We start from the raw sequence: 20,739 nt of genomic DNA on the forward strand, positions 1-20,739 counted from the left end.
AGCTTAAGGATTGCTGAAATGGCCATCCACTCAAATAGTAATTGGTTTTACTTGAGCGGCTATGATCCATATCACGACTCGGCTCGCGCGCCTGTCGCACAGTAGACGATAACTAAAAGGGTGCGACGCTTCTAAGGAGCAAGAATAATCATGCAGATTCTGGATAAGCGTAAAGCACTGGCAATTGCGCCGCTACTGCGCTTGGCGTTTCGTGGTTTCTTCCTGCTGGGCAGTGTGTTTGCGGTCATTGCGGTGCCGTTGTGGATCGCTGCATTCAAAGGCACTTTTTTGCATTGGCAGCCTGTGGGGGGCTGGCTTGCGTGGCATCAACACGAAATGCTGTTTGGTTTTACCAGTGCCATCATCGCCGGTTTTCTGCTCACAGCCGTGCAAACCTGGACCGGGCAGCCGAGCCTGAGTGGCAAGCCGCTTTTATTGCTGATCATGGTCTGGCTGCTGGCGCGATTAAGCTGGTTTCTAGCGATGCCAGCTCCGCTGTTGCTGGCGCTGAACCTGCTGTTTTTGCTACTGGTCACGGTGAATATGGCTCGCCTGTTATGGGCGGTCCGACAGGTGCGCAATTATCCGATTGTGCTGATTCTTTCATTACTCATGCTGGCTGAAGCGCTCAACCTCAGCGGTGTAATCCTGCAGAGTCCGGAGTTGCAGCGCCGTGGCGTACTGGCGGCTGCCTGGTTGGTGGCTGCATTGATTACCCTGATCGGCGGGCGTGTCATACCGTTCTTCACCCAAAAGGGCCTCGGCCGGAAAGAGCCATTGTCGCCCTGGCCCTGGCTGGATTGGTTTTTGCTGATTGGCATGCTGCTGATTGCGCTACTTGAAGCCGGCGGAGTTGGCCTGCAGCCGCACGTCTGGATTGGCCAATTGTTCTTGCTGTTGGCGCTGGCGAATTTAATCCGGCTGGTGCGTTGGTTCGATGCGGGTGTGTTCAAGGTCGCTTTGCTGTGGTCTCTGCATCTCGCTTATGGCTGGCTGATTGTGGCCTGCGCGGGAATGGCCCTGTGGCATTTCAACGTATTGTCCAGCCCAAGCCCTGCGTTGCATGCATTGACGGTCGGCTGCATCGGCGGCTTGATTCTGGCCATGTTGTCGCGTGTTTCGCTGGGTCATACCGGACGCCCGTTGGTGCTGCCGAAGGGCTTCTGGCTGGCATTTGTATGCCTCAACCTTGGCGCTGTTGCGCGGGTGTTTGGGGTTGGCGGTTGGTACATGCCGGCGCTTGGCGTTGGCGCACTGTTTTGGTCGCTGGCCTTTGCTCAGTATGTCTGGTGTTACGGCCCGATGTTGTGCAAAGGACGCGCTGACGGCCATCCGGGCTAAGGAGTCGCCGTGAGTTATTTACTGATCAAGATTATTCATTTGTGCGCTGCCGCTTTTTTTATTGGCGGGGTGTTTTTTGAGGTGATGATTCTTAGCCGCGCCAGCAGTCAATTACCGGCTGACGCGCGTGCGCAGTTGAGCACGGCGCTGGGCGCCCGGGCGCGAAAGGTGATGCATTGGGTGGTGTTGGCTTTGTACGGTGCAGGGCTTGCACTGGCGTGGAATCATCGGGCGGTGTTGGCCCTTCCGTTCGCCAGCAGCTTCAGCTTTTTACTGAGCCTGAAAATACTCTTCGCCCTGAGTATTCTGGGCCACTTTATCGTGGTGGTGTGGCTGATGCGCACCGGACGAAGCACCCCAAAACGCTCGCGGATCATTCACCTGAGCGTACTCACACAAATGATCTGTATTGTGGTCTTGGCCAAGAGCATGATGTTCGCCTGGTAAGGCCGTTTATTTGAGGTGTTCCAAGGCCCAGACAGCCGCCTCAACCCGCGAGCGCAGGCCAAGCTTATGCAACAGGTTCTTCACATGAACCTTCACCGTGCCCTCGGTAATCCCCAGCTTGTTGCCGAGCATTTTATTGCTTAGTCCTTTGGCGATCATGCGCAGAACTTGCTGCTCGCGATCCGTCAGGCTAGGCGTTGCGTCAGCATTGGCAGGGCGCAGCGCGCTGGCCAGTGCCTGGGTCAGGGCAGGGCTAATGACCAGATGGCCTTTGAGGGCCTCACGCAGTTGTTCGATCAATTGCTCGGGCTCCATGTCCTTGAGCAAGAAACCGTCGGCCTCATAACGCATCGCATCGCTGACATCCTCCTGTGCGTCGGACACAGTAAACATCAGCACTTTTGCCTGGCATTGATCAAGGCGCAACTGCTTCAGCGTCTCGATGCCGTTGAGATTCGGCATGTTGTTATCAAGCAAAATAAGGTCAGGTTTGAGCTGCTCGGCGAGCGCTAACGCCTCAAGACCATCGCTGGCTTCGCCGATAACGCTGAGGTCATCTTCCAGCTCAATGAGTTGGCGCATACCGCGGCGCATCATCGGGTGGTCATCGACCAGTAACAGGGTAAAAGGCTTCTGGCTCATGTGCGGCTCGTGTCGGCTAGGTCGCTGAAAAACATCGCTTTGAACTCCATCTCGATTCGTGTGCCAGTGGGTTGCCTGCGGCTGATCTGCAAGGTTCCACCGATGCTGCGGGCGCGCTCACGCATGATGCTGATGCCATGATGCTGGCGTGTATCAAAATCGTGATTGATGCTGCAACCATCGTCCTCGATCAGCAGCCTGACAGACTCGCCCAACTGACTGATAGTCACCCATGCATGGTCGGCAGCTGCATGGCGTGCGCAGTTTGAAAGCGCTTCGCGAACGATCTGCAGCAGGTGAATCTGCTCACTGGCGCAGAGGCTGAAACTCAGGTTCTGTTGATCGAGAATCACCTGCATGCTGCCGCGCTGGGCAAACTCATCGACAGTTTGCTGCAAGGCATCCTGCAATCCACCCTGGATTTGCAAGCGGAAGGTGGTGAGCAGTTCGCGCAGCTGCCGGTAGGCACTATTCAGGCCATCGCGTAGCTCGTCGTTGACCTCAGCCAATTGCTCGGTCGGCTCTCCACGGCGAATCAGCGTACTCATTCGGCTGACCTGCAGCTTCATATAAGAAAGCGCCTGTGCCAGCGAATCATGCAGTTCCCGGGCAATGGTGGTGCGCTCAGCCAGCAGCAGTAAACGGTTCTCTTGCTCGCGCTGTTGCTCAAGCGACAGTGACGTGCCGATGAGGTTAGCCAAAGCGCCGATCAACTCACTTTCCCAGTCGCGTAACGGGTGCCCATCGCTGAATATGGCGCGCAATTCGCCCAGGCTGTTTCCTTGCGAGGTGATGGCAAAGGTTTTGACCGAGGGGTGTTGATGGCGCTCGCAATTGGCGCAGCTGTTGTCTAGGCAGATTTCGCGCTGACGATCACCGTGCAGCACGATGAGTTGCGAGCGCCCCGCGCCGGAGCTGCCATTCAGGCACAGGGTCAGGTGCAGGTGTGGCAGACGTTGCTGAAAACCATTCACCAGATTGTCGAGTTGCTCGGCGCTGGCGGGCGAGCTGGCAATGCTGCGGCTGCTTTGATAGAGCATTTGTAGGGCGGAGTTGCTCTGCTCAAGGTCACGAGTTTTCTCGCTGATCCGGCTTTCAAGGGTTAAGTGGGATTGTTTGATCGCTTCGGCCATGGCGTTGAAACTTCGCGCCATCTGGCCCAACTCATCGTCTGAACGATAGGCAATGCGGGCGTCCAAGTCGCCCGCACTGAAACGCCTGGCCGTGTCTACAAGTTGCTTGAGTGGATGAATCACCAGGCTTTGCAGTTGGTACAAGCCGACCATCAAGATTAATACGGTAATGATCAGCGCTGTGCCCTGAATCCCTTGCTGCCAGTTTTGTCGGTTTTCACTTTGCAGCTGCAGTTGCGATACGAACTGTTCAAGCGCCTCAACGAATACCCGGGACTCTTGCATGAATGTTGCGCCGTCGCCTTGTTGCACCGCCGGCAGCATGACGCTTTGCCATTGCCTGTGAATCGCCTGATAGGCGGTGCTGATAGCTGAGTGCTGCTGCCCGCCAACCACGCGCAGCAGCTCTGGGCTTTCTAGGCGCTGCTGCATATCGGCAGCCAGTTCACTTAACGTGCTATCGGGCGCCTGCGCCTCTATCTGCCAGTTGAGGCGATACGTGGCCATGCGCAGGGAACCTGCAACGTTAATCGCCGCTGCGTCGTTTTCACTGTTATTGGCAATCACCACCGCGCTCAAGGCGCTGCACAGCGCAAGCGCCGAAATAATCACCACAGCCAGGCCCGCTTTGGCTGGTAAAGAGCTTCTGAACCAAGGGGCCATGCGGTCTACCTCTTAATAGTCGGTGGCAGGGGAAACAGCCCGCAAGTGCTGTTGTGTTTATTTAACCTTATGAATTAGCTCATATTTTTAAATTATTTGGACTACCTCTTTAGAAGTACATGCCAATACCGTGGCCTTTTTCAGAAGATGGCCTATTGATATGGATCATCAATACAGCCACTGCGTTATTTAGTCTGCAGGCATTGTCACTTATGCAGATAAGCCGATGCCAAGCTTCAAGACCGAGCAAAACCTAGTTCTCGGAATGAGCACCTTCGCGTTCACCATGTGTTTCATGGTGTGGATGATGTTCGCGGTGTTGGGTGTGCCCGTCAAAGAAATGCTCCACCTGAGCGAAACCCAGTTCGGTTTGCTGGCTTCTACCCCCGTGCTGACTGGCTCCTTGTCGCGTTTGCCACTCGGTTTACTGGCTGATCGCTTTGGCGGTCGGGTGGTGTTCTTTGTGCTGATGCTGGTGTGTGTTTTGCCCATTTATATGGTCAGTCACGCCACTGAGTATTGGCAGTTTTTGCTCTTGGGCCTGTTTGTAGGGCTTGCTGGCGGTTCGTTTTCCGTGGGTATTGCCTATGTCGCCAAATGGTTCGAGCCGGCCCGGCAAGGTTTTGCCATGGGTATTTTCGGCGCCGGTAATGCGGGCGCAGCCCTGACCAAGTTTTTGGCTCCGGCGATTATTGCCGCTGCCAGCTGGCAAATGGTGCCGAAAGTCTATTCCGTCATCATGTTCATCACCGCCTTGCTGTTCTGGTTTCTCAGCTATGACAACAAGGCCCATCACGCGCCAGCCAGCGTGCCGCTACGCGAGCAGCTTCGCACCCTCAAAGACCCGCGTGTGTGGCGCTACTGCCAGTACTACTCAATTGTTTTCGGCGGCTATGTGGCGCTGGCCTTATGGATGACCGAGTTTTATGTCAACGAATACGGCTTCAGCTTGCAACGGGCGGCCTTGTTCGCGGCTTGTTTCTCGCTGCCGGGCGGAATCTTGCGCGCGGTTGGCGGCTGGATGTCGGATAAGTGGGGCGCGCACAGCGTTACCTGGTGGGTGTTGTGGGTCAGTTGGGTGTGCCTGTTTGTGCTCTCGTATCCGCCAACCGACCTCACCGTCGCGACCGTCGATGGCACGGTCAGTTTTCACATCGGCCTCAGCGCGTGGCTGTTCACGCTGCTGATGTTTGTCCTAGGTATTGCCTTCGCTTTCGGCAAGGCGTCGGTCTTCAAATACATCGCCAACGACTACCCCACTGAGATGGGCGCTGTCAGCGGAATCGTCGGTTTAGCCGGCGGTCTGGGCGGCTTCATTTTGCCAATCATGTTTGGCGCGCTGGTTGACCTCACCGGCGTGCGCTCCTCGTGCTTCATGCTCATGTACGGCGTGATCTGGGTCTCGTTGATCTGGATGTATCTGAGCGAAGTGCGCCGGGCACCTGTCATGGGGCGCGATCAAAGCGACGCAGCCAATCAACGGATTTGATAGTTAAGGTTCAGGAGACTCGCCATGAGTACACCCAATAACACCCCAACACCGAAGCCCGCGCCGAGCAAAGTGGGGCCTGTGATTGATGACTGGCGTCCAGAGGACCCAGAGTTTTGGGAGCGCATTGGTAAACGTGTAGCCACGCGTAATCTGTGGATTTCGATTCCCGCGCTATTGCTGGCGTTTGCCGTCTGGATGGTCTGGAGCACAGTGATCGTGCGGCTCAATGCCATCGGCTTCAACTTTGGTACCGACCAGCTGTTCTGGCTGACAGCTTTGCCGGCGCTCTCTGGTGCCACCTTACGGGTGTTTTACTCGTTTATGGTGCCGGTGTTTGGCGGGCGTCGCTGGACCGCCATCAGCACCGCCTCGCTGTTGCTTCCGGCCATCTGGATGGGCATTGCGGTACAGAACCCGGATACGCCCTACAGCGTGTTTGTGTTGATTGCGCTGCTGTGTGGTTTTGGTGGCGGCAACTTCGCCTCGTCGATGTCCAATATCAGCTTCTTTTACCCTAAAGCGCAGCAGGGCACAGCGCTGGGCTTGAACGCCGGCCTGGGTAACCTGGGTGTGTCGGTGATGCAGTTCACCGTGCCGCTGGTAATCGGCGTCAGCTTGTTTGGCGGCATTGCCGGTGCGCCGCAAGAGTTAAAAGATGGCACTCAACTGTGGCTGCAAAACGCCGGTTATGTGTGGGTTCCGCTGATTGCGTTGCTGGCGATTGCCGCGTGGTTCGGCATGAACGACCTGACCAGCGCCAAGGCGTCATTCAGCGAACAGGCGGTGATTTTCAAGCGTAAGGATAACTGGCTGATGTGCTGGTTATACCTCGCCACTTTCGGCTCGTTTATCGGCTTTGCCGCAGCATTTCCGATGCTGATCAAAACCTCATTTCCAGACGTCGACGCCCTTAAATTTGCCTTTCTCGGGCCGTTTGTAGGCGCGGCTGTGCGTCCTCTGGGCGGCTGGGTGGCTGATCGCCTTGGTGGCGCCCGCGTCACCCTGTGGAATTTCGTGGTGATGATCGGCTCGATTTTCGGCGTCCTGCATTTCCTGCCTCAGGGCGACAACCCTGGGAGTTTCTACGGCTTTCTGAGCATGTTCATGCTGCTGTTCATCACCACCGGCATTGGCAATGGCTCAACCTTTCGCATGATTCCGGTGATCTTCCGCACGCTGCATCAACGCTGGAGTGCGGGCAAGGATCGGGAGGCGCAAGCGCAGGCCAAGCAACAGGCGGGTATGGAATCTGCTGCTGTGGTCGGCTTCACCTCGGCGATTGGTGCCTTCGGCGGCTTCTTCATTCCCATCGCTTTCGCCACCGCAATGGCGGATGCCGGCGGCCCGGAAGTGGCCATGTACATCTTCATTACTTACTACCTGAGTTGCATTGGCGTGACTTGGTGGTGGTACGCACGCAAAGGCGCAGAGACGCCTTGTTAATACCTAACCGTTAGTCATGCGGGCGTTAGGTAAGAGCTGGCGCCAAACCTGAGAGGATTGATAAATGAGCCATATACTCGATCAGCTGCGCTTTTTTAAACGCAAGCAGGGTGAGTTCGCCAATGGACACGGCGAAACGCGCAAGGAGTCCCGGGACTGGGAAAACGTTTATCGCGCCCGTTGGCAGTACGACAAAATCGTACGCTCAACGCACGGGGTTAACTGCACCGGTTCTTGTTCGTGGAAGATTTACGTCAAGAATGGATTGATCACCTGGGAAACCCAGCAGACTGATTACCCGCGTACGCGCAATGATCTGCCTAACCACGAGCCGCGTGGTTGCCCGCGAGGCGCCAGTTACAGCTGGTACATCTACAGCGCCAACCGCCTCAAATATCCGAAGGTGCGCAAGCCGCTGCTCAAACTCTGGCGCGAAGCTCGCGCAACGATGGCGCCGGTTGAGGCGTGGCAGAGCATTGTTGAAGACCCGGTCAAAGCTGAGAGCTACAAAAGCAAGCGTGGCATGGGCGGTTTCATCCGTTCGCATTGGGATGAAGTCAATGAAATCATCGCCGCTGCCAACGTATACACCACCAAGCAATATGGCCCGGATCGCGTAGTTGGCTTCTCGCCCATTCCGGCGATGTCGATGGTCAGTTACGCCGCAGGCGCGCGTTATCTGTCGATGATCGGCGGTGTGTGCCTGAGCTTCTACGACTGGTACTGCGATTTGCCACCGGCCTCACCGCAGGTGTGGGGTGAGCAAACCGACGTGCCAGAGTCAGCTGACTGGTACAACTCCAACTACATCATTGCCTGGGGCTCTAATGTGCCGCAGACGCGCACACCCGATGCGCACTTTTTCACCGAGGTTCGTTACAAAGGCACCAAGACCGTGGCGATTACGCCGGACTATGCCGAAGTTGCCAAGCTGACCGATCAATGGCTGAACCCGAAGCAGGGCACGGATGCGGCACTGGCGCAGTCGTTTGCCCACGTGATCTTCAAAGAATTCCACCTGGAAAAGCCCAGCGCATATTTCACCGATTATGCCAAGCGCTACACCGATCTGCCGGTGCTGGTGCTGCTTGAATCACGTGATGAAGGCTACAGCGCCGGGCGCTTCCTGCGCGCCTCTGATCTGGCCGATAACCTCGGTCAGGAAAATAACCCCGACTGGAAGACCATCGCCATTGATGCCAGTGGTGAGCTGGTTTCACCGCAAGGCTCGATTGGTTATCGCTGGGGTGAGAAGGGCAAATGGAACATTGAAGCGCGTGAGGGTGGCGCCGGCCGTGAGGTCGATCTCACGCTCAGCCTGATAGACAGCGGTGAGTCCAGTGACGTCGCGTTTCCGTATTTCGGCGGCCAGACCCACGACTACTTTCAGCATGTTCAAGGCGAAGAGATCCAGCTACGTCGCGTGCCGACTCGCAGCATCACCCTCGCCGATGGCAGCACAGCCAAAGTAGCCAGCGTGTTTGACTTGATGGCCGCTAATCTGGGCATCGACCGCGGTATCGGCGGCAGCAATGTGGCCAGCAGCTATGACGACGCCACAGTGCCGGGCACCCCGGCTTGGCAAGAACAGATTACTGGTGTCAGCCGCGAGAAAGCGATTCAGATTGCCCGCGAATTTGCGGATAACGCCGACAAGACCAAAGGCCGCTCCATGATCATCGTCGGTGCGGCGATGAACCACTGGTATCACATGGACATGAACTACCGCGGGCTGATCAACATGCTCATGCTCTGCGGCTGTGTGGGCCAGACTGGCGGCGGTTGGGCGCACTATGTCGGGCAGGAAAAACTGCGGCCGCAGTGTGGCTGGTTACCGTTGGCATTTGGACTGGACTGGAGCCGTCCGCCACGCCAAATGAACGGCACCAGTTTCTTCTACAACCACAGTTCGCAGTGGCGCCACGAGAAGCTCAACATGCACGACGTGCTCTCGCCAATGGCCGACAAGTCGAAGTTCCCCGAGCACGCGCTCGACTACAACATTCAGGCCGAGCGTGGCGGCTGGTTGCCAAGCGCGCCGCAGCTTAACCGTAACCCGTTGCAGATCACCCGTGATGCGGCGGCTGCGGGGTTGTCGCCGGTCGATTACGTCACTCAGTCGCTGAAAGATGGCAGCCTGCGCTTTGCCTGTGAGCAGCCGGATAATCCCGATAACTTCCCGCGCAATATGTTCATTTGGCGCTCTAACTTGCTGGGTTCTTCCGGTAAGGGCCATGAGTACATGCTCAAGTATTTCCTCGGCACCAAAAACGGTGTGATGAACGAAGACATCGGCAAAACCGGCGGCGCTATTCCCAAGGAAGTCGAGTGGGTCGAGGAGGGCGCAATCGGCAAGATCGATTTGGTCACCACTCTCGATTTCCGTATGTCATCAACCTGTGTGTACTCAGACATCGTTCTGCCAACGGCCACTTGGTACGAGAAGGACGATATGAATACGTCCGACATGCACCCGTTCATTCACCCGCTGTCCGCGGCGATTGATCCCGCCTGGGAGTCGCGTTCCGACTGGGAAATTTACAAAGGTATCGCCAAGCACTTCTCGAAAATGGCCGAGGGCCATTTGGGTGTTGAGCAGGACTTGGTCACTATGCCGCTGCTTCACGATACCCCGGGAGAGTTGGCTCAGCCTTACGGCGGTACTGACTGGAAAACCGCAGGTGAAGATCCAATACCGGGTAAAAACTGCCCGAACATGATGGTAGTTGAGCGCGACTACCCGAATATCTACAAGCAATTCACCTCGCTCGGTCCGTTACTCGACAAGTTGGGCAATGGCGGTAAAGGCATTAGCTGGAACACCCAGCATGAGGTCGATTTCCTCGGCAGCCTCAATCACAAGGTCACCGATGAAGGCGTCAGCAAAGGTCGCCCGCAGATTCAAACGGCGATTGATGCAGCCGAAGTCATTCTCTCGCTGGCGCCAGAAACCAATGGCCATGTGGCCGTTAAAGCGTGGGCTGCGCTGTCGGAGTTCACCGGTCTCGATCACACCCATTTGGCCAAGCCAAAGGCGCACGAAGCGATCCGCTTCCGCGATATTCAAGCGCAGCCGCGCAAGATTATTTCCAGCCCGACGTGGTCGGGGCTGGAAGACGAGAACGTCAGCTACAACGCCGGCTACACCAATGTTCACGAGTTCATTCCGTGGCGCACGATTACCGGGCGTCAGCAGTTCTATCAGGACCATCCGTGGATGGAGGCTTTCGGCGAGCAGATGATGAGTTATCGGCCGCCAGTCAACACCCGCACGATTGAAGTGGTGAAGGATCAGCGGCCCAATGGCAACAAGGAAATCGTTCTCAACTGGATCACGCCGCACCAGAAATGGGGCATTCACAGCACCTATACCGATAACTTGCTGATGCTCACGCTGAGCCGTGGCGGACCGATTATCTGGCTGTCCGAGAACGATGCGAAAAGCGCCGGGATTGAATACAACGATTGGGTCGAATGCTTTAACGCCAACGGCGCCTTGACCGCGCGTGCAGTGGTCAGCCAGCGGGTTAAAGACGGCATGGTGATGATGTACCACGCCCAGGAACGGATCGTGAATCTGCCCGGCGCGGAAACCACTAAAACCCGTGGCGGCCACCATAACTCGGTCACCCGGGTGGTGCTCAAACCGACCCACATGATTGGCGGTTATGCGCAGCAGTCGTACGGCTTTAACTATTACGGCACGGTGGGCTGTAACCGCGACGAATTCGTCGTGGTGCGCAAGATGCACAAGGTCGACTGGCTCGATGGCACCGATGTTGGCGGTTTGGGTGACGACGCTTTGCCACAACCACTGCCACAGAAAATTTGAGGGAAGTTGCCATGAAGATTCGCTCACAAGTTGGCATGGTCCTGAACCTGGACAAATGCATCGGTTGCCACACCTGTTCGGTGACCTGTAAGAACGTTTGGACCAGCCGTGAAGGGATGGAATACGCCTGGTTCAATAACGTCGAAACCAAACCCGGCATTGGTTACCCCAAAGAGTGGGAAAACCAGGACAAGTGGAAAGGCGGCTGGATTCGTAATGCCGATGGTTCGATCAACCCAAAAATTGGCGGTAAGTTTCGGGTGTTGGCGAACATTTTTGCCAACCCCGATTTGCCGGTGATTGATGATTACTACGAGCCATTCGACTTTGACTATCAGCACCTGCACACCGCGCCGCTAGGTCAACATCAGCCGATTGCCCGGCCACGCTCGTTGATCAGCGGCAAGCGCATGGAAAAGATCGAGTGGGGGCCAAACTGGGAAGAAATTCTCGGCACCGAGTTCGCCAAGCGCCGCAAGGACCGCAACTTCGACAATATCCAGGCGGATATCTATGGCGAGTATGAAAATACTTTCATGATGTACCTGCCGCGCCTGTGCGAGCACTGCCTGAATCCGGCCTGCGCTGCTTCGTGCCCGAGTGGTGCGATCTACAAGCGTGAAGAAGACGGCATCGTCCTGATCGATCAGGAAAAATGCCGTGGCTGGCGCATGTGCATCAGCGGTTGTCCTTACAAGAAAATTTACTACAACTGGAAAAGCGGCAAATCCGAGAAGTGCATCTTCTGTTATCCGCGCATCGAAGCGGGTATGCCTACCGTGTGCTCGGAAACCTGCGTCGGGCGTATTCGTTACCTGGGCGTGCTCTTGTATGACGCCGACCGTATCGCCGAGGTGGCGAGCACGGCCAGTGAGCAGGACCTGTATCAGAAGCAGTTGGAGATTTTTCTCGACCCGAACGATCCGGCTGTGATCAAGCAGGCGCTGGCCGATGGCGTGCCAATGTCAGTGATCGAAGCGGCGCAGCAGTCGCCGGTGTACAAGCTGGCCGTCGACTGGCAGTTGGCGCTGCCGCTGCACCCGGAATATCGCACCTTGCCGATGGTCTGGTATGTACCGCCACTGTCACCGATCCAGAACGCTGCTCAAGCCGGTCACATCAGCATGGATGGTGTGCTGCCGGACGTCGATAGCCTGCGGATTCCGTTGCGTTATCTGGCCAATCTGCTGACTGCCGGTGACGAGAAACCGGTGAAGCTGGCGCTCAAGCGTTTGCTGGCCATGCGCGCCTATAAGCGTGCGCAGCAAGTAGACGGTGTGCGCGACCTGAAAGTGCTGGAAGACGTGGGCCTGACTGAATTGCAGGTCGAAGATATGTACCGCTATCTGGCCATCGCCAATTACGAGGATCGCTACGTGATTCCGAGTGCGCACCGCGAAGAGGCCATGAGCGACGCATTCGCCGAGCGCTCGGGTTGTGGTTTCAGCTTCGGCAGTGGCTGCAATGGCAGTTCGGATACCAACATGTTTGGCGCTAAAAAGGCCACCCAGCGCGACATCCTGAAAACCGTGCAGATCTGGGAGGATTGAGCATGCAAGTTCTCAAAGTGATTTCCCTGCTGCTGGATTATCCAACCGAGCAACTGGTCGAGGGGCACGCTGAGTTGAGCGCCGCCATTAACGCATCGCGTGAGATCAGCCCGCAACAACGTGCGGCGGTGCAGGTGCTGCTGGAAGACATCACCGGCGGTGACCTGATGGACAGCCAGGAGCATTACAGCGCGCTGTTTGGTCGGGGTCGTTCGCTGTCTCTGCTGCTGTTTGAGCATGTGCATGGCGAGTCGCGTGACCGCGGCCAGGCCATGGTCGACATGATGGCGCAGTACGAGGCCGACGGGTTTGATATCGGGGTCAAGGAGTTGCCCGATTACATCCCGCTGTATCTCGAATATCTGTCGACCCGTGAAGACTTGGAAGCCCGCGAAGGGCTGGCCGATGTCGCCCATTTACTGGCACTGCTGGCCGCGCGTCTTGATGAGCGCGAGAGCAGCTACGCCAGTTGCATGCGGGCACTGTTGCAGATTGCAGGTGCAGAGCCGAGCGTTGCAGTTGCCGAGGTGCGTGAGCAAGTTGCCGCAGAAGTGCGCGATGACTCGCTCGAAGCACTGGACAAGGTCTGGGAGGAGGAGGCCGTCGACTTCCTTCAGGCCGAGCAACAAGACCGTTGCCCAAGCCAGGCCACCGCGCCCGGCAAAGCTCGCGAAGAGCTGCCGGTGCCCATGCATTGGGTCGATTTCAATACGGACGATAAGCGCGAGCCACAGTTTCGGGAGGTGCAGGATGTCTAACACAAACTTGCTGTTATTCGGGGTCTATCCCTACGTTGCGCTGGCTATTTGCCTGATTGGCAGCTGGGCGCGGTTTGACCTTTCGCAGTACACCTGGAAGACCGGTTCAAGCCAAATGCTCAGTAACAAAGGCATGCGCATGGCCAGCAACATGTTCCATGTCGGGATTCTGTTTGTTCTACTCGGACACTTTGTCGGGCTGCTGACACCGCCTGCGCTGTATCACCATGTGATCAGCACTGAAAACAAGCAACTGCTGGCAATGGTCTCGGGTGGCATATTCGGTGTGATCTGTCTGGTCGGTTTGCTCATGCTGATCCATCGCCGTCTCACCGACCCTCGGGTGCGCGCTTCGTCGAGCTTCTCGGATGTGATGATTTTGCTGGTGTTGCTGGCGCAGTTGCTGCTCGGTCTCGGCACTATCTTTGCCTCGACCGCTCACCTCGATGGCTCGGTGATGATTCTGCTGGGTAACTGGGCGCAAGCCTTGGTGACATTACAACCTATGGTGGCGGCGGAAAATATTGCCGGCGTCGGCTTGGTCTACAAGCTGCACGTATTCCTCGGCATGACCTTGTTCGTACTCTTCCCCTTTACTCGTCTGGTGCACATGGTCAGCGCGCCAATCTGGTACTTGGGTCGTCGTTATCAAATCGTTCGCCAGAAAGGCTGAGGAGTGGATGATGAGTATTCAACAACCTCGCAGTGGGCATGGCGGCTCGTGCAATGGCAGCAACGCTGCGGTTGCCCAAGGGGCCGGGGTCCAGACATTTGTTCCGGCAGCAGTTGAACCCAGTGCTGCGCCGGTAGAGTTGATCGCCAGCAGCGAGCAGGAGTGGCCGCGGATCAAGGTCAACGGCATTGTTATCGAGCAAGAGCAGATCGCGTTGGAGCTTCAATATCACGCCGCCTCAACGCGCAATGAGGCTGTGTTCTTGGCAAGCCAGGCGCTGGTGATTCGAGAGTTGCTCCGCCAGCGCGTCAATGCGCTCAACCTTAAGGTAATGCGGCAAGGGGCGGAGAGCGAAGAGGAGGCGCAAATCAGCGCGCTGATCGAACGGGAGATAGAATTGCCGCGTGCTGATGAGGCGGCCTGTCAGCAGTACTTCGATAAAAACCGTAAGCGTTATTCCAGTGCGCCTCTGATAGCAGCGCGGCATATATTGCTCGCGGCCGACCCGGAAGATGCGATGGCATGCAGCAAGGCGCGTGAGCAGGCGGATGCCTTGATTGTGCAACTGCAAAGCGATGATAAACGCTTCGCTGAGCTGGCGTTGGCCCATTCAGATTGTCCGTCAAAACAACAAGGCGGCGCGCTGGGCCAGATCAGTAAAGGCCAGACCGTGCCTGAGTTTGAGCGGCAATTGTTTCGTTTGCCGCTGGGCTTGGCTGCGCAGCCAATCGAGAGCCGCTATGGTTACCACGTGGCCTGGATCGATCAACGAATCGAAGGTGAATTGCTGCCCTATACTGCAGTTGTCGGCTCGATTCGCACCGAGCTTGATCAGCGTGTTTGGCAGGTGGCGCTGGTGCAGTACATCAAGGGTTTGATTGGGCAGGCAGACATACAAGGTATTTTGCTTGAAGGGGCGGACTCTCCTTTGGTGCAATAACCTTAAAAGTCGGCGACATGGATGTTGCCTTGTACAGCGAAATAACAGACCCTCAAGGCGTGTGCGCATGAGTCATTAACAGGAGTCACAGATGCACGGTTCGATGCAGGATGGATTTGGTCGGCATATCGACTACTTGCGAATGTCGGTGACTGATCGCTGTGATTTTCGCTGCGTCTATTGCATGGCGGAAGAAATGACGTTTCTGCCGCGTGAGCAAATCCTTTCTCTGGAAGAACTTTATCGTCTGGCCGCATTGTTTGTCGGGCAAGGCGTAAAGAAGATCCGCCTGACCGGTGGCGAGCCTCTGGTACGCCGGGGCATCGTCGGGCTTTGCGAGCAAATCGCAGCACTGCCAGGTTTGCGCGAACTGGTGATGACCACCAATGGTTCGCAGTTGGTCAAACTGGCGAAGCCTTTGGCAGACGCCGGGGTCAAGCGGCTGAATATCAGCCTGGATAGCTTGCAGGCCGATAAGTTTCACGCGATCACCCGCACTGGCGATCTACAGCAGGTGCTCGATGGCATTGAGGCTGCGCGGCAGGCCGGTTTTGAGCGAATTAAGCTGAACACTGTGGCCATGGCCGGACGCAATGAAGATGAAGTACTCGACTTGGTTGATTTTGCCCTGGCCCGTGACCTTGATATCACCTTTATCGAGGAAATGCCGCTGGGCGATGTCGGGCGCTCGCGCGGCGAGAGCTTCTTTTCCAGTGATCAAGTGCGTGACCTGATTGCCGAGCGCTACTCGATTATCGACAGCGCCGAGCAAAGTGGCGGCCCTGCACGTTACATTCGCCTTGAAGGTTTCGCGCAAAGCCGTATTGGCTTTATCTCGCCGCACTCGCATAACTTCTGCGCCACCTGCAACCGCGTGCGCCTGACCGTAGAAGGGCGGTTGCTTCTGTGTTTAGGGCATGAGAACTCGGTTGATCTGCGCGCTCTGCTGCGCCGTTATCCCGAGAACGATCAGCCGTTGCTCGACGCGGTGGGGGCGGGCCTGCAGCGCAAGCCAGAGCGCCATGAGTTCACCCATGACAACGACATTCAGGTGGTGCGCTTCATGAATGCCACAGGTGGCTGAGGCGTAATCGGCTGTTTTGCAAAGGTCGCCGTGTGCGGCCTTTTTGCTGGGCGACAAACACAGGCGCAGCTCTTTTGTCGTTGTTCTGCTTCGGGCGTGCTGAGCTTTAGTTGCCCGCTTAAGCGAAAACGCAGCCGACAAAAACGCACGAATAAAATAGCCCACACAGCAAAAGGCCCCGGCAGTTTTCACTGTCGAGGCCTCATGCATGAATCTGGTTGCGGGAGCCGGATTTGAACCGACGACCTTCGGGTTATGAGCCCGACGAGCTACCAGACTGCTCCATCCCGCGGCCGCCATTCTATGCTTCTGAGTGTGTGTGTCAACCGTGAGGGCGGAAAAAACTGTTTTATCTTCAATTATTTAGCGCACAGGTCAGGCGTTAAGCGATGTATTTGCGCTTGCTGAGCGGTGCTGGGGATATATTTCCAGGCGACGACGGGGTGCGTTTCGCGTACTCGGCACGTAGCAAATAGGCGACTTGCCCAAGTGCGACAGGAGAGTTGCAGCTTGGAAAAGTGAACCGCATGGCGGCAACTGAAATGCGCCGCACAGCAAAAGGCCCCGGCAGTTTTCACTGTCGAGGCCTTATGCATGAATCTGGTTGCGGGAGCCGGATTTGAACCGACGACCTTCGGGTTATGAGCCCGACGAGCTACCAGACTGCTCCATCCCGCGGCCGCCATTCTAGCGTCTTTAACCCAGCTGTCAACTTTTATATGGGAAATCAGGCAGAAAGCCTGCGATTGAGTGGGGTTGGCTGGGTGAGGATTCAGTGCAGGTGCCAGCGCCAGTACGTAGCCCGCTAGAAAGAGAAGCCTGAGAGCCAGATTTTATCGATGTGCCCCTGAAGCAGGGGGGAGGCTCTGTTTTGTGTAAATCGCAGATAGCAAAAGGCCCCGGCAGTTTTCACTGTCGAGGCCTTTTGCATGAATCTGGTTGCGGGAGCCGGATTTGAACCGACGACCTTCGGGTTATGAGCCCGACGAGCTACCAGACTGCTCCATCCCGCGGTCGCCATTCTATGCTTCTGAGGCCTGCTGTCAACCGCTAACGTTGGAAAAACTATTTTATCTTCAATCGCTTAGCGTCAATATGGATTGCTCTGAATGGCTTGGGCCCCTGCCAGCGCTGGGTTTCGCTGCAGTTTGTAAGTCATAAAACGGTCATTCGCGAGTAGCTAAGATTAAAGGTCGTGCTGGCTAAAGCGAATGCCTGCTTGCCCTGCTGTTGCAGTCAAGTAAATCGCCAGTGCGTGACGCTTGGGCCGGTATCGGGTAAAACGGCGTTGGCTTTTAAAGGAGACAAGATTGATGCAAGCAAAATGTAAAGGGTGTGGCGCCAAAGTAGGGCGCGGGCAGACGCATTGCCCCGCTTGCGGAGTCGAGTTGCCCGCGCCGAGCAAGTTATTGCCCATGGCGGCCTTTTTCCTGATCGTGATCCTGGTTATCCGCGCCTATATGGATAAACCCGAGAGCGATACTCAAGCGCCTGCTGCTGCAACGCCTGCCGCTCAAGCTCAGTAACTCCCTCTTGCCGCTGGAGCGGTTTAGGAAATTTCGACCTGATAGCGAAAGGTGTCGGCCGCTCCGCGCGAGATGCGGTACTCCAGTGGGCTGCGGTCATAGCTCAGGGCAATCCGTTCTATCACCACCACTGGCGCGTTGTCGGCGATGCCGAGTAGCGCCGCTGCGCTGCTGTTTGCCGGCTCAACGCTGAGGGTTTCCTGCGCCGAGGCGATCATTTGCCCGCATTCCTGCTCGTAAAACGGATAAAGCAGGTTGCCGAATGCCGCAAGATCCAGCTCAAGCAACTTGCCAAAACGCGAAGCGGGTAACCAGATGTCCTCGCTAAACACTGCGCGCGAATCCAGTGTGCGGGTGCGTTGCAGGTATACCACCGATTCCTCTGGCTCAAGTTGCAAGGCCTTGCGCACCTGTTCGGTGGGCGTTAGCAGCTGCCGCGCCAGAATCTGGCTGTCGGGAATCTGCTTCTCGCCCTGACTATTTACCTGGCGGAAAAACCGCAGCAGTGAAGAGGTGAAGTCTGGGCGCCGGACAAAGGTGCCGCGGCCCTGACTGCGTTGCAGCAGTCCATCGGCAACCAGAGTGTCGACCGCTTTTCTGATGGTACCAATAGCCACCCCGTAACTCTTGGTCAGTTCTTGCTCGGTTGGAATCGGTTCGCCCGGACGCCATTCCCCGGCTGCAATCTTGGCCAGCATTTCATCTCGAAGCTGCTGATACAGCGGCAAGCGTTGGTCTGAGCTAAAGCTTGAAGGAGGCATATAGAGGTCCAGACAATCAATTTTTCATACTTTAGCACCGACCGATGGCGGGGTGCATTGGTTGACAGGCTGTAGCTCTGAATATATGGTCATCTAAACATATATATGAATTCGTGACTGTATAAAAGGTGTGCTCTGAGCAGTGCACTTACCAATAAATCAGCCAGAGTGTTGCTATATGATCACCTCACACCTGCCGCCCCTGACCGGGATTGATACCCACGCGCATGTTTTCAGCCGCGACCTGCCGCTCGCCGACGGGCGCCGTTACAGCCCCGACTATGATGCGAGGGTTGAGGATTATCTGCGCCAACTAGACTCCGTTGGGTTGTCTCACGGGGTGCTGGTGCAGCCCAGTTTTCTCGGGACTGACAACAGTTTTCTGTGCGCGGCGCTGCGCAAGTATCCGCAGCGTTTACGCGCGATTGCGGTGGTTGAACCGGGCATCAGTGAGGTGCAGTTGGACGCGATGCAGGCGTGCGGTGTGGTCGGTATAAGGCTGAATCTGTTGGGCAAACCGCTCGCCGATTACAGCAGTGCGCTGTGGCAGGATTTTTTTGCGCGACTGGCACGGCGCCAATGGCAAGTGGAGATTCAGCGGCCGATGGTCGATCTTGCGGCTATTCTGCCGGCAATTATGGCCAGCGGCGTCACGGTGGTGATTGATCATTTCGGCCTGCCCGAAGGGCAAATCGACCCCGAACTGCCAGCGCATCAAGCATTCTTGCAACTGCTGGCAAGCAGCCCGCAACTGTATATCAAACTCTCTGCTGCCTACCGCTGCAAGGCCTCGCGTGCACAGGCGCAGCAGTCGGTCAGCGTATTGCGTTCGACCTGTGGCGGTGTTGACCGCTTCCTCTGGGGCAGCGACTGGCCACATACCCGCCATGAGCATGAAACCGACTATGTCGCGCAGTTTGCCGAGATCACCGCATTGCTGCCCGATCCTGCTGAGCGCCGCCAGGTGTTGCTGGAAAACCCGGCACAGCTATTTAAATTTCAGCAACAAGCTGACGCAACAGAACAATAAAAGGCGACTAGAACAATGATGAGTTTGTTGGTGATTGCGGCGATCGTGATTTCGATAGCCCTGGGCTACAAGACCAAGATCAATATTGGTTTGTTTGCCATTGCATTTGCGTATTTGATCGGCTGCTTCGCGATGGGCCTGAGCCCCTCCGACGTGATCATGATGTGGCCACTTAAGATGTTCTTCATCATCTTCTCGGTCTGCCTTTTCTACAGCTTTGCCATCGTCAACGGCACGTTGGAAAAGCTAGCAGAGCATCTGCTCTACAGTTGCCGGCGATTCCCGCACCTGCTGCCTTACGCAGTATTCATTACCTCGGCGTTGATCGCGGCATTGGGCGCTGGCTACTACACGGTGCTGGCCTTTATGGCGCCAATCACCTTGTTGCTGTGCGAGCGCACCCGCATGAGCCTGATTCTCGGGGCGATGGCGGTGAACTACGGGGCACTGGGTGGTGCCAACTTTGTGTCTAGCCAGAGCGGGATTATTTTCCGCACCCTGATGGTCAATTCGGGTATACCGGAAAACACCGCCTTCATTAACAGTTTCGGCATCTTTGCCAGCACCGTGGCCATTCCATTGCTGGTGATTACCGGCTTTATGTTGTTTACCGGTCATAAGAAGTCGATGCAAAGCTCCACGTACACCATTACCCCGCCAACCCCGCTGAACAGAGAGCAAAGAGTCACGCTGCAACTCACGTTGCTGATGATGGCGCTGGTGCTGCTGGCGCCAATCGCCCACATTGTTTTTCCAGACAACCAGACAGTCACCTTCATCAACTCGAAGATGGACATCGGTCTGATTGCCAGTGTGTTCTCGGTCATCGCCTTGCTGCTGAAACTGGGCGATGAGCGCAAAGCGATGGCGGCCGTGCCGTGGTCGACACTGGTGATGATTTGTGGCGTCGGCATGCTAATCGCCATTGCGATCAAGGCGGGCACGATTGATCTGCTGGCTTCCTGGATTGGCACTTCGATTCCGCCGGTGTTGGTGCCAGTCGCCTTTGGTGTGGTGGCAGCTTTGATGTCGCTGTTTGCCAGCACGCTGGGCGTGGTAACCCCGGCGCTGTTCCCGATTGTGCCGCCGATTGCAGCGTCTCTGGGGATTGATCCTTTGTTGATCTTTATCTGCATTGTGGTCGGCGCGCAGGCAACCTCTATCTCGCCATTTTCATCCGGTGGCAGCTTGCTGCTGGGCTCATGCCCGACCGAAAAAAGCCGTGCCGAGTTCTTTCCGAAGCTGCTGTTTCGCGCTGCGCCCTTGGGTTTTGTCGCGGCATTGGTATTCAACCTGGTGCTGAGTTTTGTGCTCTGAGCAAGGTTGAGAGAGGCGCAAATGCGTGCATCTGCGCGATTGAATTTGCGCGTGTGCAGTACCGGTGAGCGACTGAGCGGGTGATAATGCCCGCTCGAATTAACGCT

The 20,739-nt window shown here is 56.4% G+C and carries 16 protein-coding genes and 3 tRNA genes; 13 read left to right on the plus strand and 6 right to left on the minus strand.

Annotation, left to right across the window (positions count from 1 at the left end):
• Window positions 1–150 precede the first annotated feature (150 nt).
• Both FEZ62_RS17210 and FEZ62_RS17215 read left to right on the plus strand, forming a co-directional pair.
• Entirely contained in the window at window positions 151–1,341 is a 1,191-nt protein-coding gene (locus FEZ62_RS17210; RefSeq protein ID WP_172929173.1) for an NnrS family protein, read from the plus strand.
• Window positions 1,342–1,350: 9 nt separating this feature from the next.
• Complete coding sequence (locus FEZ62_RS17215) at window positions 1,351–1,788, plus strand: hypothetical protein (protein WP_172929175.1); 438 nt, start codon at window positions 1,351–1,353, stop codon at window positions 1,786–1,788.
• A gap of 6 nt (window positions 1,789–1,794) precedes the next feature.
• On the opposite strand, the gene narL is transcribed toward FEZ62_RS17215, so the two are convergent.
• A complete protein-coding gene (gene narL, locus FEZ62_RS17220) occupies window positions 1,795–2,430 on the minus strand; it encodes a two-component system response regulator NarL (RefSeq protein WP_172929177.1) in 636 nt (211 codons plus the stop codon).
• The gene (locus tag FEZ62_RS17225) at window positions 2,427–4,226 is read right to left on the minus strand and encodes a HAMP domain-containing protein (protein ID WP_172929179.1); all 1,800 of its coding nucleotides are present in this window, start codon (window positions 4,224–4,226) and stop codon (window positions 2,427–2,429) included. The genes narL and FEZ62_RS17225 overlap by 4 nt, the downstream gene beginning before the upstream one ends.
• 226 nt (window positions 4,227–4,452) lie before the next feature.
• On the opposite strand from FEZ62_RS17225, the gene FEZ62_RS17230 reads away from it, so the two are divergent.
• The 8 genes from FEZ62_RS17230 to moaA all read left to right on the plus strand — a co-directional run bounded on the left by FEZ62_RS17230 (window position 4,453) and on the right by moaA (window position 15,998).
• Window positions 4,453–5,715: a nitrate/nitrite transporter gene (locus FEZ62_RS17230; protein ID WP_172929181.1), complete on the plus strand. Its 1,263-nt coding sequence runs from the start codon at window positions 4,453–4,455 to the stop codon at window positions 5,713–5,715.
• Between the two features lie 24 nt (window positions 5,716–5,739).
• Window positions 5,740–7,161, plus strand: a complete 1,422-nt coding sequence (locus FEZ62_RS17235) for a NarK family nitrate/nitrite MFS transporter (protein ID WP_172929183.1) — start codon at window positions 5,740–5,742, stop codon at window positions 7,159–7,161.
• A 64-nt stretch (window positions 7,162–7,225) separates the two neighbouring features.
• Complete coding sequence (locus FEZ62_RS17240) at window positions 7,226–10,993, plus strand: nitrate reductase subunit alpha (protein WP_172929185.1); 3,768 nt, start codon at window positions 7,226–7,228, stop codon at window positions 10,991–10,993.
• Window positions 10,994–11,004: 11 nt separating this feature from the next.
• Window positions 11,005–12,543 carry a nitrate reductase subunit beta gene (gene narH, locus FEZ62_RS17245; RefSeq protein WP_172929187.1) on the plus strand — a complete coding sequence of 513 codons (1,539 nt, stop codon included), beginning with the start codon at window positions 11,005–11,007 and terminating at the stop codon, window positions 12,541–12,543.
• A gap of 2 nt (window positions 12,544–12,545) precedes the next feature.
• The gene (gene narJ, locus FEZ62_RS17250; RefSeq protein ID WP_172929189.1) at window positions 12,546–13,301 is read left to right on the plus strand and encodes a nitrate reductase molybdenum cofactor assembly chaperone; all 756 of its coding nucleotides are present in this window, start codon (window positions 12,546–12,548) and stop codon (window positions 13,299–13,301) included.
• Window positions 13,294–13,974 (plus strand): respiratory nitrate reductase subunit gamma, encoded by a 681-nt coding sequence (gene narI / locus FEZ62_RS17255; RefSeq protein WP_172929191.1) that lies wholly within the window; start codon window positions 13,294–13,296, stop codon window positions 13,972–13,974. The genes narJ and narI overlap by 8 nt, the downstream gene beginning before the upstream one ends.
• A 10-nt stretch (window positions 13,975–13,984) precedes the next feature.
• Window positions 13,985–14,914: a peptidylprolyl isomerase gene (locus FEZ62_RS17260; protein ID WP_172929193.1), complete on the plus strand. Its 930-nt coding sequence runs from the start codon at window positions 13,985–13,987 to the stop codon at window positions 14,912–14,914.
• Window positions 14,915–15,005: 91 nt separating this feature from the next.
• Complete coding sequence (gene moaA / locus FEZ62_RS17265) at window positions 15,006–15,998, plus strand: GTP 3',8-cyclase MoaA (RefSeq protein ID WP_172929195.1); 993 nt, start codon at window positions 15,006–15,008, stop codon at window positions 15,996–15,998.
• A gap of 215 nt (window positions 15,999–16,213) precedes the next feature.
• Here the strand turns inward: moaA and FEZ62_RS17270 are convergent.
• The 3 genes from FEZ62_RS17270 to FEZ62_RS17280 all read right to left on the minus strand — a co-directional run bounded on the left by FEZ62_RS17270 (window position 16,214) and on the right by FEZ62_RS17280 (window position 17,011).
• A tRNA-Met gene (locus FEZ62_RS17270) sits at window positions 16,214–16,290 on the minus strand.
• A gap of 309 nt (window positions 16,291–16,599) precedes the next feature.
• Window positions 16,600–16,676 (minus strand) — tRNA-Met (locus tag FEZ62_RS17275).
• Window positions 16,677–16,934: 258 nt separating this feature from the next.
• Window positions 16,935–17,011: transfer RNA gene (locus FEZ62_RS17280), tRNA-Met, on the minus strand.
• 300 nt (window positions 17,012–17,311) lie between these two features.
• On the opposite strand from FEZ62_RS17280, the gene FEZ62_RS17285 reads away from it, so the two are divergent.
• Complete coding sequence (locus FEZ62_RS17285) at window positions 17,312–17,524, plus strand: hypothetical protein (protein WP_090508698.1); 213 nt, start codon at window positions 17,312–17,314, stop codon at window positions 17,522–17,524.
• A gap of 23 nt (window positions 17,525–17,547) precedes the next feature.
• Here the strand turns inward: FEZ62_RS17285 and FEZ62_RS17290 are convergent, their stop codons facing one another.
• On the minus strand, window positions 17,548–18,285 hold the full coding sequence (locus FEZ62_RS17290) for a GntR family transcriptional regulator (RefSeq protein ID WP_172929197.1): 738 nt from the start codon (window positions 18,283–18,285) through the stop codon (window positions 17,548–17,550).
• 178 nt (window positions 18,286–18,463) lie between these two features.
• On the opposite strand from FEZ62_RS17290, the gene FEZ62_RS17295 reads away from it, so the two are divergent.
• Entirely contained in the window at window positions 18,464–19,315 is an 852-nt protein-coding gene (locus FEZ62_RS17295) for an amidohydrolase family protein (protein WP_172929199.1), read from the plus strand.
• Between the two features lie 15 nt (window positions 19,316–19,330).
• The gene (locus FEZ62_RS17300) at window positions 19,331–20,632 is read left to right on the plus strand and encodes an SLC13 family permease (RefSeq protein WP_069899231.1); all 1,302 of its coding nucleotides are present in this window, start codon (window positions 19,331–19,333) and stop codon (window positions 20,630–20,632) included.
• Window positions 20,633–20,739 lie beyond the last annotated feature (107 nt).

The organism is Pseudomonas sp. MS19, from assembly GCF_013277615.1.
Lineage (GTDB): Bacteria > Pseudomonadota > Gammaproteobacteria > Pseudomonadales > Pseudomonadaceae > Aquipseudomonas > Aquipseudomonas marincola.

Coding starts and splice junctions, on each gene's coding strand:
- FEZ62_RS17290 (WP_172929197.1), bottom strand. CDS start 18,285: ATGCCTCCTTCAAGCTTTAGCTCAGACCAACGCTTGCCGCTGTATCAG.
- FEZ62_RS17285 (WP_090508698.1), top strand. CDS start 17,312: ATGCAAGCAAAATGTAAAGGGTGTGGCGCCAAAGTAGGGCGCGGGCAG.
- narJ (WP_172929189.1), top strand. CDS start 12,546: ATGCAAGTTCTCAAAGTGATTTCCCTGCTGCTGGATTATCCAACCGAG.
- moaA (WP_172929195.1), top strand. CDS start 15,006: ATGCACGGTTCGATGCAGGATGGATTTGGTCGGCATATCGACTACTTG.
- FEZ62_RS17230 (WP_172929181.1), top strand. CDS start 4,453: ATGCCAAGCTTCAAGACCGAGCAAAACCTAGTTCTCGGAATGAGCACC.
- narI (WP_172929191.1), top strand. CDS start 13,294: ATGTCTAACACAAACTTGCTGTTATTCGGGGTCTATCCCTACGTTGCG.
- FEZ62_RS17295 (WP_172929199.1), top strand. CDS start 18,464: ATGATCACCTCACACCTGCCGCCCCTGACCGGGATTGATACCCACGCG.
- FEZ62_RS17260 (WP_172929193.1), top strand. CDS start 13,985: ATGAGTATTCAACAACCTCGCAGTGGGCATGGCGGCTCGTGCAATGGC.
- FEZ62_RS17240 (WP_172929185.1), top strand. CDS start 7,226: ATGAGCCATATACTCGATCAGCTGCGCTTTTTTAAACGCAAGCAGGGT.
- narL (WP_172929177.1), bottom strand. CDS start 2,430: ATGAGCCAGAAGCCTTTTACCCTGTTACTGGTCGATGACCACCCGATG.
- FEZ62_RS17225 (WP_172929179.1), bottom strand. CDS start 4,226: ATGGCCCCTTGGTTCAGAAGCTCTTTACCAGCCAAAGCGGGCCTGGCT.
- FEZ62_RS17235 (WP_172929183.1), top strand. CDS start 5,740: ATGAGTACACCCAATAACACCCCAACACCGAAGCCCGCGCCGAGCAAA.
- FEZ62_RS17300 (WP_069899231.1), top strand. CDS start 19,331: ATGATGAGTTTGTTGGTGATTGCGGCGATCGTGATTTCGATAGCCCTG.
- narH (WP_172929187.1), top strand. CDS start 11,005: ATGAAGATTCGCTCACAAGTTGGCATGGTCCTGAACCTGGACAAATGC.
- FEZ62_RS17210 (WP_172929173.1), top strand. CDS start 151: ATGCAGATTCTGGATAAGCGTAAAGCACTGGCAATTGCGCCGCTACTG.